General features: G+C 64.0%; 11 protein-coding genes. 6 read left to right on the top strand and 5 right to left on the bottom strand.

Annotation, left to right across the window (positions count from 1 at the left end; genetic code table 11):
* Positions 1–183 precede the first annotated feature (183 nt).
* Positions 184–1236 (bottom strand): acyltransferase family protein, encoded by a 1053-nt coding sequence (locus D7S86_RS13680; RefSeq protein ID WP_147432322.1) that lies wholly within the window; start codon positions 1234–1236, stop codon positions 184–186.
* Positions 1237–1461: 225 nt separating this feature from the next.
* On the opposite strand from D7S86_RS13680, the gene D7S86_RS13675 reads away from it, so the two are divergent.
* Complete coding sequence (locus D7S86_RS13675; protein WP_121087314.1) at positions 1462–5958, top strand: Lhr family helicase; 4497 nt, start codon at positions 1462–1464, stop codon at positions 5956–5958.
* 151 nt (positions 5959–6109) lie between these two features.
* Here D7S86_RS13675 and D7S86_RS13670 read toward each other — a convergent pair whose 3' ends face one another.
* Positions 6110–7411: an L-fuconate dehydratase gene (locus D7S86_RS13670; protein WP_121087312.1), complete on the bottom strand. Its 1302-nt coding sequence runs from the start codon at positions 7409–7411 to the stop codon at positions 6110–6112.
* Between the two features lie 173 nt (positions 7412–7584).
* On the opposite strand from D7S86_RS13670, the gene D7S86_RS13665 reads away from it, so the two are divergent.
* From D7S86_RS13665 to D7S86_RS13650, 4 genes are all read left to right on the top strand, one after another.
* Positions 7585–8346 (top strand): GntR family transcriptional regulator, encoded by a 762-nt coding sequence (locus D7S86_RS13665; RefSeq protein ID WP_121087311.1) that lies wholly within the window; start codon positions 7585–7587, stop codon positions 8344–8346.
* 217 nt (positions 8347–8563) lie between these two features.
* Positions 8564–10075: a sugar ABC transporter ATP-binding protein gene (locus tag D7S86_RS13660; RefSeq protein ID WP_121087309.1), complete on the top strand. Its 1512-nt coding sequence runs from the start codon at positions 8564–8566 to the stop codon at positions 10073–10075.
* A 19-nt stretch (positions 10076–10094) separates the two neighbouring features.
* The gene (locus D7S86_RS13655) at positions 10095–11120 is read left to right on the top strand and encodes an ABC transporter permease (RefSeq protein WP_121087307.1); all 1026 of its coding nucleotides are present in this window, start codon (positions 10095–10097) and stop codon (positions 11118–11120) included.
* Positions 11121–11237: 117 nt separating this feature from the next.
* Positions 11238–12179 carry an ABC transporter substrate-binding protein gene (locus D7S86_RS13650; protein ID WP_121087305.1) on the top strand — a complete coding sequence of 314 codons (942 nt, stop codon included), beginning with the start codon at positions 11238–11240 and terminating at the stop codon, positions 12177–12179.
* Positions 12180–12690: 511 nt separating this feature from the next.
* Here the strand turns inward: D7S86_RS13650 and D7S86_RS13645 are convergent.
* Both D7S86_RS13645 and D7S86_RS13640 read right to left on the bottom strand, forming a co-directional pair.
* Entirely contained in the window at positions 12691–14340 is a 1650-nt protein-coding gene (locus D7S86_RS13645) for a sensor domain-containing diguanylate cyclase (RefSeq protein ID WP_158601944.1), read from the bottom strand.
* A 256-nt stretch (positions 14341–14596) separates the two neighbouring features.
* Complete coding sequence (locus tag D7S86_RS13640) at positions 14597–15943, bottom strand: SGNH/GDSL hydrolase family protein (RefSeq protein WP_121087578.1); 1347 nt, start codon at positions 15941–15943, stop codon at positions 14597–14599.
* Positions 15944–16054: 111 nt separating this feature from the next.
* Here D7S86_RS13640 and D7S86_RS13635 point away from each other — a divergent pair, with 111 nt between their 5' ends.
* A complete protein-coding gene (locus D7S86_RS13635; RefSeq protein WP_121087300.1) occupies positions 16055–16996 on the top strand; it encodes a LysR family transcriptional regulator in 942 nt (313 codons plus the stop codon).
* 103 nt (positions 16997–17099) lie between these two features.
* Here the strand turns inward: D7S86_RS13635 and D7S86_RS13630 are convergent, their stop codons facing one another.
* Entirely contained in the window at positions 17100–17837 is a 738-nt protein-coding gene (locus D7S86_RS13630; protein ID WP_121087298.1) for a GntR family transcriptional regulator, read from the bottom strand.
* Positions 17838–18037 lie beyond the last annotated feature (200 nt).

Genomic DNA, 18037 nt, shown 5'->3' with positions numbered 1-18037 from the left:
CTCCACGCGTCTACGTTCAAAGGTGCGCGACGCCATCCGATCCGGCGACCCGGCGACCGCGCGCACAGTCGTTTTAAGATGATGGTCATCATACTGATTTTTACGCACGACCGTTCTAAAAAATAGTGATAAGGCGACGCGTCTTGAGCGGCAATCCGGTGGGTTCAACGCCGCGACACGCCGTCAAACGGCCGGATCGACGCTGCCGGTCAAGCGTGTCTTGAGCCATGCAAAGCGCGGTCGGACCGACTTCAGCGCGAGCGCGCGCTTTTCGACGAGATGCCACGAAAGCCACGCGCACAATCCCGTGACGAGCAGGCTCGCAAGCAGATGCCATGCAAACGGCCCCTGTACGCCGAGTTTCCAAACCAGGGTTTGCTGGACCAGAAACGCGTAGATATACGCGCCGTATGAAATATCGCCGCCGCGACCGAACGACCGAAGAACGGGCGTTGACGATTCTCCGATAAAAATAATCGGACCCGGCAATCCGATCAGCATCGCAAGCATCGAATGACCGGCGAGCGCGCCTATCCCGCCGAACAATATGCATAGCGCACCGACCGCCATTCGGCGTTCGGACCATACGTCGCGAAACAATTGCAACAAGGCGCCGGAAAGAAAAAACAAGCCATATTGATTCGACCAGTGATGAACCGGGTTCGTCTCGGCGCGATAGATCCCGAAGTGATAGGCCGCGAGACTCAAGAACGCCGCAAGCGCGAGCCAGCGGCGGCGCAAGACGCCGCACACGCCGGCGACCGCGAGCACGAGATACCAACGGACTTCGAGCGGAATCGTCCACAGCGATCCGTTGACCGCGCGCGGGAACGGATTATTCTCGAATACACCCGGCAATTCGAATGCCACGGTGGTCAATCTCAAACTCTTAAAAAATCCTTGGAATTGCGGAGAGGAATAATAGTCCTTGAAACCAAGCGTCGAAACGTAGGGTCCGACCACGCATGCCGCAATGCATGTCACGACCGCCAGCGCGGGCCATATTCTCAGCCATCGCCGGACGAGAAACCGGAATAGATGCGGATCGCGGATCCAGCTCTGCGTGATTAAATATCCGCTGATCACGAAGAAAATACACACCGCCAAACTACCGAATGAAAGACGTCCGCCGATCCCGTATTCGGTACGCCCCATTAATACATATTGATGACTGACCAGCACCATGACGGCCGCAGCGAGCCTGAGGCAATCGAAGTTATTCTTTGGGTAATTCAAGACCGACCTTTTATGTCTATTTTTTGACAGCGGCCGCGATCATACCTTACGTTTGGTTACAACAAGCCCGATCGTCTGATTTTTGCGGCCCGAGCCGCTCGGCTCACGGCCGACACCGCGCGAACACGCACAAAGCGAGTACGCTGACGCGCATGGATCCGCTCCGGACAACACGCTTGCAGCGCCATGATTGAGATCGCCACGCGCGGCCCCACCTATCGCGCCATGACCGATACGCACCCGACCGGCACGGATGTCTGGGACGATTTTCATCCGGCCGTTTCCACGTGGTTTCACGAGACGTTCGCGTCGGCGACGCCCGCCCAGCAACGCGCGTGGCCCGCGATTCATCGCGGCCGTTCGACGTTGATCGCCGCGCCGACGGGCTCGGGCAAGACGCTGACCGCCTTTCTCGCCGCGATCGACGGACTCGTGCGCGAATCGCTCGCGCACGGCGGCACGCTGCCCGATGCGACGACCATCGTCTACGTCTCGCCGCTCAAGGCGCTGTCGAACGACATCCGCCTGAATCTCGACGCGCCGCTCGAAGGCATCGGCGACGCGCTCGCGCGCATGGGACTGCCCGCGCACGGCATCCGGACCGCCGTGCGCACGGGCGATTCGACGGCGCACGAACGTCAGGCCATGCGCAAACGCGCACCGCACATCCTCGTGACGACGCCCGAGTCGCTCTACGTGCTGCTCGGCTCCGACAGCGGCCGAGCGATGCTGAGCACGACGCGCACGGTCATCGTCGACGAAATCCATGCGATCGCGGGCGTGAAGCGCGGCAGTCATCTCGCCTTGAGCCTCGAACGGCTCGATGCGCTCTGCGCGCGCCGCCCGACGCGCATCGGCCTGTCCGCGACACAGAAGCCGCTCGACGCCGTCGCGCGCTTTCTCGTCGGCGAGACCGAGCACGGCGACTGCGAGATCGTCGACGTCGGCCATACGCGTGCGCGCGATCTCGCACTCGAGATGCCGCCCGTGCCGCTCGACGCCGTCATGTCGAACGATGCATGGGAGCGCGTCTACGACCGCATCGCCGAACTCGCGATCGCGCATCGCACGACGCTCGTGTTCGTCAACACGCGCCGCATGGCCGAACGCGCGGCACGGCATCTCGCCGATCGTCTCGGCGCCGACGCCGTCGCGGCACATCACGGATCCCTCGCGAAGGAACACCGGTTCGACGCCGAGCAACGCCTCAAACGCGGCGAACTGCGCGTGCTGATCGCCACCGCGTCGCTCGAACTCGGCATCGATATCGGCGAGATCGACCTCGTGTGCCAGGTCGGCAGTCCGCGCAGCATCGCGGCGTTTTTGCAGCGTGTCGGGCGCGCCGGACATCAGGTCGGCGGCACGTCGAAGGGCCGGCTCTTTCCGAATTCGCGCGACGACCTCGTCGAGTGCGCCGCGTTGCTCGATTGCATCCGGCGCGGCGAGCTCGATACCTTGCGCGTGCCGCATGCGCCGCTCGACGTGCTCGCGCAGCAGATCGTCGCCGAGGTCGCGCTGCGCGAATGGTCGGAAGACGCGTTATACGACCGGTATCGGCGCGCCTCGCCGTATGCCGATCTGCCGCGCGAACGCTACGACGCGATCGTCGAGATGCTCGCGCAAGGCTATACGACACGGCATGGCGTACGCGGCGCCTATATCCATCGCGACACCGTGAGCCGCACGCTGCGCGCGCGCCGCGGCGGCAAACTGACCGCCGTGACGTCGGGCGGCACGATCCCCGACAATGCCGACTACGCGGTCGTGCTCGAACCGCAGGGCCAGACGATCGGCACGGTCAACGAAGACTTCGCGGTCGAGAGTCTCGCGGGCGACGTGTTCCAGCTCGGCAATACGTCGTACCGGATCTTGCGTATCGAATCGGGTCGCGTGCGCGTCGAAGACGCGCATGGCGCCGCGCCGAACATTCCGTTCTGGCTCGGCGAAGCGCCAGGGCGCAGCGATGCCCTCTCGGCCGGCGTCGCACGTCTGCGCGCGACAATCGACACGCTGCTCGACGCACGGACCGGTAGCGCGTCGGATCCGATCGGCGCCGCGCTCGCGTGGCTGACCGACACGGTCGGCCTCGATGCGCCGGCCGCGCGTCAGATCGTCGACTATCTCGCACGCTCGCGCGCCGCGCTCGGTCATCTGCCCACGCAGGACACGCTCGTGCTCGAACGCTTCTTCGACGAGTCGGGCGGCATGCAACTCGTGTTGCACGCGCCGTTCGGCAGCCGCGTCAATCGCGCATGGGGGCTTACGCTGCGCAAACGCTTCTGTCGCACGTTCAACTTCGAACTGCAGGCGGCCGCGACCGAGGACGCCCTGATCCTCTCGCTGACGGCCGGCCATAGCTTCGTACTCGACGAGGTCTGGAAATATCTGCACTCGAACAGCGCCGAGCATCTGCTGATCCAGGCGCTGCTCGATGCGCCGCTGTTCAATGTGCGCTGGCGCTGGACCTCGACGACGTCGCTCGCGCTGCCGCGCTACGTCGGCGGCCGCAAGGTGCCGCCGCAATGGATGCGCATGCGCAGCGACGATCTGCTCGCATCCGTGTTTCCGGATCAGGCCGCGTGCCTCGAGAACGTCGTCGGCGAACGCGAGATCCCGTCGCATCCGCTTGTCGATCAGACCCTCGACGATTGCCTGCACGAGGCGATGGACACCGATGCATGGCTGGCGATCCTGCGTCGCATCGAAGCGGCCGATGTGCGCCTCGTCGCGCGTGACCTGCCCGCGCCCTCGCCGCTCGCGATGGAAATCCTGAGCGCGCGTCCGTATGCGTATCTCGACGACGCCCCGATCGAGGAACGCCGCACGCAGGCCGTGCTGAGTCGGCGATGGAGCGATCCCGAATCGAGTGACGATTTGAGCGCGCTCGACGCCGCCGCGATCGAGCGCGTGCGCGAGGAGGCCTGGCCCGACGTGAGCAGCGCCGACGAAATGCATGAGGCCTTGATGAGCCTCGCGTGCGTGAGCGGCGGCGAAGCGTCGGTCGAGCCATCATGGTCCGCGTGGCTCGCGACGCTTGCGGCGCAGGGTCGTGCAGTGCAACGCGCGGCCGGATCGGCGGGCGTGCTCTGGGTACCTGTCGAACGCCTCGATACGTGGCGCGCGGTCTATGGCGACGGCGATCGTGACGGCGACGGTCACGACCACGGCCACGGCCACGGCCACGACGATAACGATCGCGATCACGCCCTCGTCGAGATCGTGCGTTCGCGCATGACGGGGTTCGGGCCGCTGACCGTCGATCAGATCGCCGCGCCGCTCGGTCTCCCCGTATCGGCGATTTCGATGGCGCTCATGCAGCTCGAACGCGAGGGCTATGTGTTGCGCGGGCGCTTCGAGCCCGGCGCGCAACACGAGCAATGGTGCGAACGTCATCTGCTCGCGCGCATCCATCGGTACACGATCCGCACGCTGCGTCGCGAGATCGAACCCGTCGAACGTCAGGACTTCATGCGCTTCCTGCTTGATTGGCAACACGTGTCGCCGTCGACGCGCCGTCGCGGCAGCGATGCGCTGCCCGATGTCCTCGCGCAACTCGAAGGCTACGAGGCCGCCGCCAGCGCATGGGAGAGCGACCTGCTGCCCGCGCGCATCGGCGACTACGCGCCGCCATGGCTCGACACGCTGTGCCGCGCGGGCAAGATGGTCTGGACGCGTTTCGAGGAGCCTGCGCACGCGAGCACGGGCGGCCCGGTGCGATCCACGCCGATCGTGCTGATCGAACGCCGCCATTTACCGATCTGGTCGGCCTTGCCGCATCTCGATGCGGCGCCCGCGATGTCCGCGCGCGCCGAACGCGCCCATGCGGCGCTCGCGCGCGAAGGCGCGATGTTCTTCGACGAACTGCTCGCGCAGACGCGCCTGCTGCCGACCGAGCTCGAACAGGCGCTCGGCGAACTCGTGTCGATGGGCCTCGTCAACGCGGATGGATTCGCGGGTCTGCGCGCGTTGCTCTTGCCCGCGTCGAAACGCGCGATGCACGCGCGTCGCCGCTCAGGCCGCGGCATGCCCGTGGGGATGGACGACGCGGGCCGATGGGCGTTGATCCGCCGCCCGCGGGCGCCGCTGGACGACACGCCGTCAGCCGGCATGCCGGCCGACGCGTCGGCGCGACCGACGTCATCGTCGTCGCCCTGCGCCTCGCCATCGCCGTCGACCACACTGCAGACTTCGGCCACGGCCCCGCGGCCGCGCTCGACCGCCGCATCGACCTCGCGCTCAAGGCCCGCCCGTGGCGCGCCGATCGACCCGGCGACGCTCGACCATATCGCGCGTGTCCTGTTGCGCCGCTATGGGGTCGTGTTCTGGCGGCTACTCGAACGCGAAGCCGCTTGGCTGCCGCCCTGGCGCGACATGCTGCGTGTGTTTCATCGGCTCGAAGCGCGCGGCGAAATCCGCGGCGGACGTTTCGTCGCGGGCATCGCGGGCGAACAGTTCGCCTTGCCCGAAGCGATTCCGGTGCTGCGCGAAGTCCGTCGCCGCGCGCACGATCACAGCTGCACGGCGATCTCCGGCGTCGATCCGCTCAATCTGTGCGGGACGCTCTTGCCGGGCGACAAGGTGCCGGCGATCGCGGGCAACCGCATCGTGCTGCGCGACGGCTTGCCGGTCGCGACGTCGATCGCGGGCAAAACACACTGGCTCGTCGACGTGACGCCGATCGAGCGCGACGCGATCCGCGAGGCGCTCGTGATCCGCTCGTGACCCCCATCCCCAACCCCGCCCGCGCGACGCGACAAGCGCCTCGCGCAAGACGGCGGGCGAAGCGCGCGATTCAACGCACGACGCATGCGACGAACCGCGCATGCCGTCTCGCAAGCGACGCACGCGTCCGACGCTTCCCGCACGCGCCGCGTCAGCTCGACCGCCGCCAGGCTTCGCCGTCGGGAAAGTGATAGGTATCGAGCGACGCCCCGAGCATCTCGATGCTGTAGCCGGCCCGTTGCGGCGGCATGTAATGCCCGTTGCGGATCACGACGGGATCGATGAAATGCTCGTGCAGATGGTCGACGTATTCGAGCACGCGGTTCTCGAGCGAGGCCGAGACACAGATGTAGTCGAACAGCGAAATGTGCTGGACGTACTCGCACAAGCCGACGCCGCCCGCGTGCGGGCAAACCGGCACGCCGAACTTCGCGGCCATCAGGAGCACGACGATGACCTCGTTGAGTCCGCCGAGACGACAACTGTCGATCTGACAGAAGTCGATCGCGTTGGCCTGAAGCAATTGCTTGAACATCACGCGATTGTGGCAATGCTCGCCCGTCGCGACGCCGATCGAACCGAGCCGCCGCCGAATCGCCGCATGGCCGAGCACATCGTCGGGGCTTGTCGGCTCTTCGATCCACCAGGGATCGAATTCCGCGAGACGCCGCATGTTCGCGACGGCCTCATCGACATCCCAGACCTGATTCGCGTCCATCATGAGCTTGAGGTTTTCGCCGATCTCCTCGCGCAGAATCCGCGCACGGCGCACGTCCTCTTCGAGATTGCCGCCGACCTTCTGCTTGAAATGGGTCCACCCCTGAGCGACGCCTTCGCGCGCGAGACGCCGGATCTTGTCATCGTCGTAACCGAGCCAGCCGGCCGACGTCGTGTACGCGGGATACCCGTGATCGAGCATTTCCTTCTCGCGCAGCGACTTGGTCTTCGCATGACGATGGAGCATCGCGAGCGCTTCGTACGGCGTGATCGCATCGGTCACGTAGCGGAAATCCAGGCACCGCACGAGTTCCTCGGGACTCATGTCGACCAGCAGCTTCCAGACCGGCTTGCCGACCGACTTCGCCCAGAGATCCCAGACCGCGTTGATGACGGCCGCGGTCGCGAGATGGATCGCGCCCTTGTCGGGACCGATCCAGCGCAATTGGCTGTCCGACGTAAACGCGCGCCAGAACGCCCCCATGTCCGCGACGATCGCTTCGAGCGTCTTGCCGACGATCAGCGGCTTGAGCGCATTGACCGCCGTCACGCAAATTTCATTGCCGCGGCCGATCGTAAACGTGAGCCCGTGCCCCGTGAGTCCGGGCGCGTCGGTTTCAAGCGTCACATAGGTGGCCGAGTAATCCGGCGAGGCATTCATCGCGTCGGAACCATCGAGCGAACGCGAGGTGGGAAAGCGAATGTCGCGCACGGACAGCGTGGTGATTGTCGTCATCAGGGCTCTCTCTCCAGGAGCGATAGCGATCGGTCTTCCGGCGCGCAACAGGCCCGGATCCCATCGATGCAGGCGGCGGCGCGTCGGGTCCCGCGAAGTGGGATCGGCACGGATACCGATCGCCCTTCGATCCGCATTTGCACGCGTTGACAACATCGATTGCAGTTCCTAGCATGCTAGCATGTCTTCTCAAAATCAAGCCTACAGTGAGTACCCCAACCGAGGTCACGAGCGTCGCCGGCGATCCGTATGCCGCACTGCAAAAAATCAAGAGCGGCGACCGCGGCAGCCTGACGGACGCCGTTGAGCAAGCGCTTCGGGAAGCGATCGTGACGCTCGCGTTCGAGCCCGGCATGATGATCGACAAGATCGCCGTCTGCGAACGCATGGGCGTGTCGCGCTTCCCGGTTTCGGCTGCGCTGGCCAAGCTCGCGCATGCGGGACTCGTCGAGGTTTTGCCGCAGCGCGGCACGCGCGTCAAACCGATCGCGCTCGACGACATCCGGCAGCATCTGTTTATCCGCAGCGCGCTTGAAGTCGAGACCGTGCGCACCGTGGCCCGCCTGCGCGATCGCGCGATCGTCGACGCCTTGGCCGCGAATCTCGACGCGCAGCGCGCCTTGGCGGGCGACGGCGATCGTCTCGCGTTTCACGTGCTCGACCTCGCGTTCCACGAGATCCTGCTCGACGCGGTCAAGCTGCCGCGCGTCAAGGAAGTCGTCGCGGTCTCGCGTCATGCGCTCGACCGCGCGCGGCAATTGCTCGCGAGCCGCGAACGGCTCGCGCACACGCTCGACGAGCACGAACGCATTTTCAAGGCGATTCGCGACGCCGACGCCGATGCGGCCGCGCGCGCGATGCATACGCATCTGGATGAAGTCGTGGCCGAACTTCACCGGTCCGCGCAAGCGCGGCCCGATCTGTTCGCGCCTTGACGACACGGAACGACGCAAGACGGGCGGCACAGACTTCGACTTTGTGGGCATGGCATCACCCAACATCACCCAACGCTGGACATTCGATCAGAGGGGTTTCGGGCATGGGCATGGCATCACGTAGTGCGTGTTCTCCGGCGAGGCGGCGGGCCCTCCGCCGTCCCGCTCGCGGCGCCGACGCAAGCGATCGCGCCGCCGCGTTCGCGGGATCCGTATCATGAGCGCGCTCATTTCGGTCAATCGGCTCTGCAAGAGCTTTCCGGGCGTGCGCGCGCTCCACGAGATCCAGTTCGAGCTGCTGGCCGGCGAAGTGCATGCGCTCATGGGCGAGAACGGCGCCGGGAAGTCGACGCTCATGAAAATCCTCGCGGGCGTCTATACGCGCGATTCGGGCGACATCCTCCATAACGGCCAGCCCGTCGAATACCGGAGTCCGCGCGAAGCACAGGCGCTCGGCATCGGCATCATTCATCAGGAACTCCAACTGATGAATCATCTGAGCGTCGCGCAGAACATCTTCATCGGACGCGAGCCGCGCAAGGGCTTCGGCGTGTTTCTCGACGAAGACACGCTCAACGCGCAGGCGCGCGCGATCCTCGAACGCATGCACGTGAACCTCGATCCGCGAACCATCGTCGGCACGCTGACGGTCGCGAGTCAGCAGATGGTCGAGATCGCGAAGGCGCTCTCGTTCGATTCGCGCGTGCTGATCATGGACGAGCCCACGTCGGCGCTCAACGACGCGGAAATCGCCGAACTGTTCCGCATCATTCGCGAACTCAAGGAACGCGGCGTCGGCATCGTCTATATCTCGCACAAGATGGACGAACTCAAGCAGATCTCGGACCGCGTGACCGTCATGCGCGACGGCGAATATATCGGCACCGTCGTCACGAAAGACACGCGCGTCGAGACGATCATCAGCATGATGGTCGGCCGCACGCTGACCGATGTCGCGCGCGCCGACACCACGGCGTCGCATGGCGAGGTCGCGCTCGAAGTCCGGCATCTGCACGCGGGACCGCTTGTGCGCGATATCAGTTTCACGCTGCGCAAAGGCGAAATCCTGGGCTTTGCGGGATTGATGGGCGCGGGGCGCACCGAGGTCGCGCGCGCCGTGTTCGGCGCCGATCCCGTCGAGTCGGGCGAGATCCTCGTCAAGGGCGCCGCGGTCTCGATCAAGCGCCCGAGCGATGCGGTCCGGCACGGCATCGGCTACCTGTCCGAAGATCGAAAGCGCTTCGGACTGGCCACCGGCATGGATGTCGAGTCGAACATCGTGATGGCCGATCTCGGCAAGTTCCTTTCCTTGCATATGTTCTTGCGGCGCGCACAGATACGCGAACGCGCCGCGCATTTCATCCGCCTGCTCACGATCCGCACGCCGTCCGCGACACAGCCGGTCCGTCTGCTGTCGGGCGGCAATCAGCAAAAGATCGTGATTGCGAAATGGCTCGAACGCGACTGCGACGTGCTGTTCTTCGACGAGCCGACGCGGGGAATCGATATCGGCGCCAAGAGCGAGATCTACAAATTGCTGAGATCGCTCGCGGCGCAAGGCAAGGCCATCGTGATGATTTCGTCGGAGCTTCCGGAAGTCCTGCGGATGAGCGACCGCGTCGTCGTCATGTGCGAAGGCCGAATCACGGGCGAACTGAGCGCGCACGAAGCGACGCAGGAAAGCATCATGCATCTCGCGACGCAGCGCGACACCTTGAAAGCAGCTTGAGTCTCACGAGGTCCACAACATGACATTGCGATCGGATACCGCAGCACTCGACAACGACGGACGCGCCACGGGACTCAGAGCCCGCCTCTTCACGCCGACGGCCCTGCAGAAGCTGCTGGCCTTCGCGAGCCTGATCCTGTTGCTGATCTTCTTCAGCTTCGCATCGCCGGCGTTCATGCAGATCGACAACATCCTCGGCATTCTGCAGGCGACCGCGGTCAACGGCGTGCTCGCGATCGCGTGTACGTTCGTGATCATCACGGGCGGCATCGATCTCTCGGTCGGCACGTTGATGACGTTCACCGCCGTGATCTGCGGCGTGTTCCTGACCTACTGGCACTTTCCGATGTGGATCGGCGTCATCGCGGCGATCGCGACCGGTGCGATCTGCGGAACGGTCTCGGGCACCTTGACGGCCAAGATGAAGATCCCGCCGTTCATCGCGACGCTCGGCATGATGATGTTGCTCAAGGGCCTCTCGCTCGTCGTCTCGGCGGACAAGCCGATCTATTTCACGGACACCGACAATTTCTCGATGATCTCGCAGGATTCGATCATCGGCGCCTTGTTGCCGAGCGTGCCGATTCCCAACGCGGTGCTGATCCTGTTCGTGCTCGCGATCGTGAGTTCGATCACCTTGAATCGCACGGCGCTCGGCCGCTATACGTTCGCGCTGGGCAGCAATGAGGAAGCCGTGCGCTTGTCGGGCGTCAACGTCGATCGCTGGAAGATCGCGATCTACGGCGTGGGCGGCGCGATTTGCGGCATCGCGGGTCTGCTCATCGCCTCGCGTCTGAATTCCGCGCAGCCCGCGCTCGGCCAAGGCTATGAACTCGAGGCGATCGCCGCCGTCGTGATCGGCGGAACATCACTCAGCGGCGGCTCGGGCACGATCCTCGGCACGATCATCGGCGCCTTCATCATGAGCGTGCTGACCAATGGCCTGCGCATCATGTCGGTCGCACAGGAGTGGCAAATCGTCGTCACCGGGCTGATCATCATTCTCGCGGTCTATGCCGATATTTTGCGGCGCAGGAGGATCTGACACCGGACACATGTGCGCGTCACACGCAACGCGCATGTCAACAGAGCAAGAACCGGGAGCACACCGATGCTCCCATTACGGCTGCAATCGGAAGGCCAACCTTTGGAGGAGATCGATATGTTGAAGAGAACACTCATCAGTATCGCCGTCGGTATCAGCGCGCTGGTCGGCGGCAGCAGTCTCGCGGTCGCGGACGAAATCTATATTCCGCTGATTTCGAAGGGGTTCCAGCATCAGTTCTGGCAAGCGGTCAAGGCCGGCGCCGAACAATCCGCGAAGGAGAACAATGTGCGGATCACGTTCGAAGGTCCGGAAACGGAAGCGATGGTCGACAAACAGATCGACATGCTGTCGGCCGCGCTCGCGAAGAATCCGCAAGCGCTCGGCATCGCGGCGCTCGATAGCAAGGCGGCGATTCCGCTGCTCAAGAAGGCGCAGAGCAACAAGATCCCGGTCATCGCGTTCGACTCGGGCGTCGACAGCGACATTCCCTTGACGACATGTTCGACCGACAATCTCGCGGCGGCGGCGCTTGCAGCCGACAAAATGGCCGACCTGATCGGCAATTCGGGCGAAGTCGGCGTGATCGTCCATGACCAGACGAGCCGCACGGGCGTCGACCGTCGCGATGGCTTCGTCAACGAGATCAAGGCGAAGCACCCGAACATCAAGATCGTCTCGATCCAGTACGGCGCGGGCGATCACTTGAAGTCCGCCGAAATCGCGAAGGCGATGATTCAGGCCAACCCGAATCTCAAGGGAATCTTCGGCGCGAACGAAGGCTCGGCCGAAGGCGCGGCGATCGGCGTCAAGGAATCGGGCAAGAAGCTCGTGCTGATCGGCTTCGACTCGGGCAAGGAGCAGAAGGACGATATCAACTCGGGGCTCATGGCCGGCGCGATTACGCAAAACCCCGTCGGCATCGGCAAGTGTGTCGTCGATTCGGCCGTCAAGGCGCTCAAGGGGCAGACGTTGCCGAAGAAGGTCGATACGGGCTTCTACTGGTACGACAAGACCAATATGAGCGATCCGAAGATTGCGGCCGTGCTGTATGACTAAGCGTGAATCGGAATGCGAGCGGAGATGCGCTTAGCGAGAGCGCGTTCATGACGTGAACGTCGTGCTTTTCAAGTCCGCCTCGCGTCCGATGCCTAGAGAAGCGTAATAAAGATGCGTCAAGCCTGGCCTTCGGCCAGGCTTTTTTCTTTGTGCCGCCGTCGATGCGATTCACATCATCTGCGATACCGCGCCGTATTGCATGATGCGTAGCATAAGGCGTCATATGGCATGGCCTCGCACTGCACCGCACGATTCCCTGCGTGTCGCGTTCGATCGGCCCAATCCGATTCGCGTGACAGTTTTTGTGAGTCTGCGCTTGCGCATTATTCAGGCGTCATGTCGGCAAGCCTGCCGTTACACGCCCTTGCGGCGCGCCCCGCGCACGGACCGCGCACGGACCGCTACATCACGTCACAACGATGCGCAGGGCCGCGCAACGTCGCAGCGAAGTCGAGGGTCGCGTTGCATGCGCGCGTCATTGCCGCCGATCCGCATGCGCCCTCGCCCGCCTTCAGCGACCGATCTCGCGCACGACGTATCGGTTTCGCCCAAGCGACTTCGCCTCGTACAGCGCCTCGTCGCTTTGCTGAATGAGCCACGCGGCCGATAAATTCGGATGCGTCGCATCGAACACCGCGCATCCGCAACTGACCGTGATCTGTCCGGTCGGCGATGCGTCATGCGCGATGTCGAGCCGCCGAATCGCATTGCCGACGCTTTCAAGCAGCGGAACCGGATTCTTGATGTCCTGCCAGACGATCATGAATTCCTCGCCGCCGTAGCGCGCCACGAAATCCGACTGTCGGCAGCATGCCTGCAACGCCGTCGCCACGAGCCGGAGCGCGCGATCCCCCGCGGGATGTCCGTACCGGTCGTTGTAACGCTTGAAATAATCGATGTCGATCAACGTGATGCCGATGCGCGTACCCGAACGCGCTTCGCCGCGGCAGATCCGATCGAGCGCCTCGTTGAGATGCCGGCGATTGGCAATGCCCGTCAGCGAATCCTCGAGACTCTGGCGACGCCACGATGCCTTCTCGTCTTCGAGCAGGCGATTCTCGTCGCGCAGCGCAAGTTCGGCGCGGCGCGCATCGGTAATGTCGACCATAAAGCCGACCGCGCGCCTGGCGACCCCGTCTTCCTGCTGGAGATACGCGACGGATCGTACCCATCGAATCTCGCCGCTCGGACGCACGACACGAAATTCGATGCCGTAGTCCTGCCCCGATGCGATGAGCTCCTTCGCGGTCTTTTCGACCTCGGTGGCCTTGTCGACGTCGTCGGGGTGAATCAACGGGCGAAACGCGTCGATCGAGACGATCGGCGTATTCGGATCGCGACCGACGATCCGATACCAGTTCTCGTCGCAATGAAGGACGTCGAGCGCGATATCGTAGTCCCAGACGCCGAGCCCTCCCACGCGGGCGGCAATCGCAAGCCGTTCCTCGCTGCGTTGAACGGAATCGAGCGCCGCGCGTTCGCGTGTGACTTCCCTGGACACACACATGATCGCCGTCGTATTCCCCGTGGCGCTCAAAATCGGCGTCAGCATATTGTCCCAGTACTGGGGCGGCTGGCCGGGCACCACGCTGCGCCCCGGGAATCGGCTGAATTGCCCCGTGCGCGCGATATTCAACGCGGCTTCGCCTTGCACCCAGATATCCTCGGGCAGCAAGGGCAGCCAGGGCATGCCGAAGCCCGAATCCTCGCCGACGCCCAAGGCCAGGCATCCGGCGCGATTCATATGGAGGAGCGTTCCGTTCGGCGCGATCAATTTGATGCAATCGACGCTGACATTGAGCATGTCCGTCTGCATCGACGCGCGATGTTCGAGCTCGCGCGTGTTGGCCATCAGATCGTGAATGTCCGTGCACGTGCAAAGCCAAGCCGCATCCAGGCGATGGAGATGGACGACGAACCAGCGCGCCTCCGCATGGCGTGTGTCAAGCCGGCACTTGATTTCGGTCCGATCGGAGAACGCAGGCACCGCGCGAAGCGCCGACAGCGCATCGTATCGATGCTCGGCTTCGATCAGTTCGATCCATTGACGTTGGCTCAAAGCCTCGCCCGAAAGACCCGCGTACGTGACCCATGCGTCGTTGATGCTGATGACGTCGCCCGCTTGATCGAAGCAGCACGCGGGGATCTGCAACGCGCTCACGAGCGGCGCCGGCGAAACCCGGTCGTGATCCGAGCCACGCGAAGACTCGGCCGATCGCGTCGTCGCATCGGCGGTCGACTCCGCAGCATACCTATGAAATGGCTCGACCATGCAACCTCCCCGTCAATGCTGACTTTATAAAGATTCAATCCTTCGTTTTGCTTTCGATTCGCGTGCAATCGGATTGGATTCAGCCTGACAGAGATCGAGGAAAGGTTCTACGCGCCGCATTTGACGTTTTATTTCCGTTACCGCGTCATGGATTCGGTATCGGATGACGTATCGGATTAGGTATCAGACCCCGTAACGAATCGCGTCCCGGCGCCACGGCATCGAGATCAACGTATTCGGCCATCGCGCGATTGCCTTCATCGCCGGGATGCAGATGGTCGCCCGAGTCGTAGCGCGCGTCGATTCGAGCGGGATGCGCCGGATCGCGCAAGGCCGCATCGAAGTCGATCACCGCGTCGAACACGCCGCTGCGGCGAATCCAGTCATTCACGCGTTCGCGCAGCGCGTCCTTGTCCATGTCGTAGTAGTTGCTCAGCGGCGTACCCGGCAACGCGCCCTCGAACGGCGTCAGCGTGGCGCCGATCACACGCACGCCATGACGATGCGCGCGTTCGACGAGCCGACGGTAACCCGTCGTCAGATCGTCGAGCGACGGACGGCGCGCCTGCGGGGCGAACGCCGTGCCGGGCCATGCGATATCGTTGATGCCCAGCATCACGATGACGCTGCGCACCCCGGGCTGCTCAAGTACGTCTCGATCCCAACGCGCGAGCGCGCGCACGCCCATGCCGTCGGACAACAAGCGCGCGCCCGAGATGCCCGCGTTGACGACCGCCACATTGCGCGGCGCGAAGCGCGCGGCCAGGAAGTCGGGCCAGCGGCTGTCTCGATCGAGGGTCGCCGTCGCACCGTCGGTGATCGAATCGCCGATCACGACGACCGTGCGCGCCGCGGGTTCGGTTTCGACCTGAATGCCGGTCAACAGCACGCGGACCGTCGTCGTGACGATCGCGCCGTTTCCGTTCGATAGCGTCGGCATCGACGTCTGATCGCCGGGCGCGATCCAGCTCGTCTGTCGGCCGTCCCAATGAAATGTATTCACCATCGTTTCATTTGGCACATAAATGCTGATCGCAAGCTGCGCACGCGTGGGGACCGACAAGGCCACGGGGTCGCTCGTCACCGATGCGCCGGGCGGAATGCTCACGCCGTCGCGGCCGGCGAACGTCACGGCGCGCAGCCGATCCGCGCGCACCGCGCCATCTCCTTGCGTCCCCGCGGCCGTCACCTTTCCGACGATCAATGGCTGACTGCCATACGCGTTTGACAGCACAACACGCAGGCGCGGCCCGCCCAGGCTGACGCGCGCGAGAGACCGCACGGTCTGGTCCTGCAGGATCGGCGGCACATGCGTCGGAAACAGGAACTCAGATCCCCAGACGGGCTGCGGACTCGCCTGCCAAGTCGCGACCCACGCGGGCGACGCCGCCATCGCAAAGGGCACGGGCACGGGCGCGACAGCGACGGCCGCGGTCAACGCCAGGATGCGCGCGGCGCACGCATACGAGAGAGAGGGGGTGATTCGTTTCATATCGATGAATTCAATAGCCATGAACGAGCAAATGGTGAATTCAACGACTCAATTGAACTAGACTTGCCGAAGGAACAGCGCTTATGCCGTGAATTCACTGAGGAGCCCGTCATGGCCCGTCTCGACGTCAATCGATCCGGCGAACTGGAAGTCTTCGTGCGCGTGATCGAACTCGGCGGTTTCTCCGCTGCCGCGCGCGCGTGCGACATGACGCCCTCGGCAGTCAGCAAGCTCGTCGCGCGGCTCGAACAGCGTTTGGGCACGCGCCTCGTGAACCGCTCGACGCGGCAAATCCAGTTGACGTCCGAAGGCTGTGCGTTTTACGAGCGCGGCGTGCGCATCCTCGCCGATCTCGAAGAAGCCGAACGCTGCGTCAGCGAACGCACCGTACCGCGCGGCCGTCTGCGCGTGAACGCGAACGTGCCGTTCGGGCATCACGTCCTGCTTCCGCTCGCACCCGAGTTCCTCGAGCGTCATCCCGATGTCGAACTGGATATCGTGCTGACCGATGAGGTCGTCGACATTCTCGAACAGCGCACCGACGTCGCCGTGCGCGCGGGTCCGATGAAGAGCTCGAATCTCATCGCACGCAAACTCGGCGGCACGCGCATGGTGATCGTCGGCGCGCCGCGCTATCTCGCGCGTCACGGTACGCCTGCGACACCGGAACACGTGCTCGACCACAATCGCCTGGGCGCGAACTACGTGCGCGCGCAAGCCGGATGGCCGCTGCGACAGGCGGGTGAGGACCGCGTATTTCCCGTGACAGGCAACGCGCAAGCGAGCGACGGCGAAGCGCTGCGCCGTCTGGCGCTCGCGGGTCTGGGGCTCGCGCGCCTCGCGGCGTTTCAGGTGCGTGACGATATCGCCGCCGGCCGGTTGCAACCTGTGCTCGAGGACTGCAATCCGGGCGACGTCGAGGACATCCATGCCGTCTATGTGGGCCAGGGCGGCCACTTGCCGCTGCGCGTGCGCGCGTTTCTCGACTTTCTCGCCGAGCGCGTCGACATCCGCCCCGACGCGACACCGTGGATCGTGCCGAACCCGCGTTAAGTCGCTGGGGTATCGATGGAAACCGTGATGAGCGGCATCGATGCGATCGTATGCGCCGCATGCATCGCACACCGCCGTTGCGCAGGCGTCGCGCGATCGCGCATTACCGCTTCGCGCGTTCGATTCTCAACTGATACTGGAACGCGTCCCCGCGATAATGGAGGGCCTCGAACAGCACGGGCGCGCCGTCGCGGCTGTACACGACGCGCTCGATGCATAGCAATGAACTGCCCGGCTCGACCTCGAGTCCGGACGCCACCGCACCGCTCGCGGGCATCGATCGGATCGACAAATCCGCATGACCGATGCGCACGCCGCAGTCCTGCTCGATCACATGAAAAATATCGCGGTTCGCGAGATCGGCGATCAGCAACTGCGCGCCGATCTCATGGGCCGCATACGTGACTTCGAACGACACGGCCGCGCCGTCCAACATCCGCACGCGCTGGATTTCGGTCACTTGCGCTTGTGCGTCCAATCGCAAGCGATCCAATAACTGACTGTTGGCCTCGACGATCCGCGCGCTTTCCACGCGATTCGACACGCGATGTCCGAACGGCGTCATCGCCTCCGAGAAGCTTTGCAGCGCGCTGACGTTCTGCACGGCACGCGATCGTTGCACGAAGGTGCCCTGCCCATGAATCTTCTCGACCCATCCTTCCTGGCGTAAACGCTCAAGCGCCTGACGGATCGTAATTCGACTCACGCCGTGCGACTCGCAGAGCGCGTGCTCGGTCGGCAGCCGCGAACCCGGCGGATACGTGCCGTCGAGAATGCGCGCATGCAGCGCATCGCGAATGCGGTCGTATAACGTGGCGGCAGCGTGTCTGGCTTTTCCCATCGATCGTTGAACCCTTAGTGCGGCAACGCGCCGCCGAGTGCGTGATTGTGCACGACATGCGCGGCACGCAAATCGGACGCCGGCATAAGCATGTCAGAAATCATCGTTTTGACCGCGACCGGCGCAACCCTATACTCGCCTCACCCTGTCGTTGTTATAACAACGACACACCGATTCGATGCGTGCATCCCGCTCCTGGA

Origin of the sequence: Pararobbsia silviterrae (assembly GCF_003628125.1) — a bacterium.
Lineage (GTDB): Bacteria > Pseudomonadota > Gammaproteobacteria > Burkholderiales > Burkholderiaceae > Pararobbsia > Pararobbsia silviterrae.
The sequence above is the reverse complement of the archived record's forward strand: the minus strand, read 5'-3'. Positions and strand labels throughout refer to the sequence as shown.

What these genes read in the sequence shown, in the direction of transcription:
- D7S86_RS13675 (WP_121087314.1), top strand. Translation starts at nt 1,462, where the DNA reads ATGACCGATACGCACCCGACCGGCACGGATGTCTGGGACGATTTTCAT.
- D7S86_RS13670 (WP_121087312.1), bottom strand. Translation starts at nt 7,411, where the DNA reads ATGACGACAATCACCACGCTGTCCGTGCGCGACATTCGCTTTCCCACC.
- D7S86_RS13665 (WP_121087311.1), top strand. Translation starts at nt 7,585, where the DNA reads ATGCTAGCATGTCTTCTCAAAATCAAGCCTACAGTGAGTACCCCAACC.
- D7S86_RS13660 (WP_121087309.1), top strand. Translation starts at nt 8,564, where the DNA reads ATGAGCGCGCTCATTTCGGTCAATCGGCTCTGCAAGAGCTTTCCGGGC.
- D7S86_RS13655 (WP_121087307.1), top strand. Translation starts at nt 10,095, where the DNA reads ATGACATTGCGATCGGATACCGCAGCACTCGACAACGACGGACGCGCC.
- D7S86_RS13650 (WP_121087305.1), top strand. Translation starts at nt 11,238, where the DNA reads ATGTTGAAGAGAACACTCATCAGTATCGCCGTCGGTATCAGCGCGCTG.
- D7S86_RS13640 (WP_121087578.1), bottom strand. Translation starts at nt 15,943, where the DNA reads ATGAAACGAATCACCCCCTCTCTCTCGTATGCGTGCGCCGCGCGCATC.
- D7S86_RS13635 (WP_121087300.1), top strand. Translation starts at nt 16,055, where the DNA reads ATGGCCCGTCTCGACGTCAATCGATCCGGCGAACTGGAAGTCTTCGTG.
- D7S86_RS13630 (WP_121087298.1), bottom strand. Translation starts at nt 17,837, where the DNA reads ATGGGAAAAGCCAGACACGCTGCCGCCACGTTATACGACCGCATTCGC.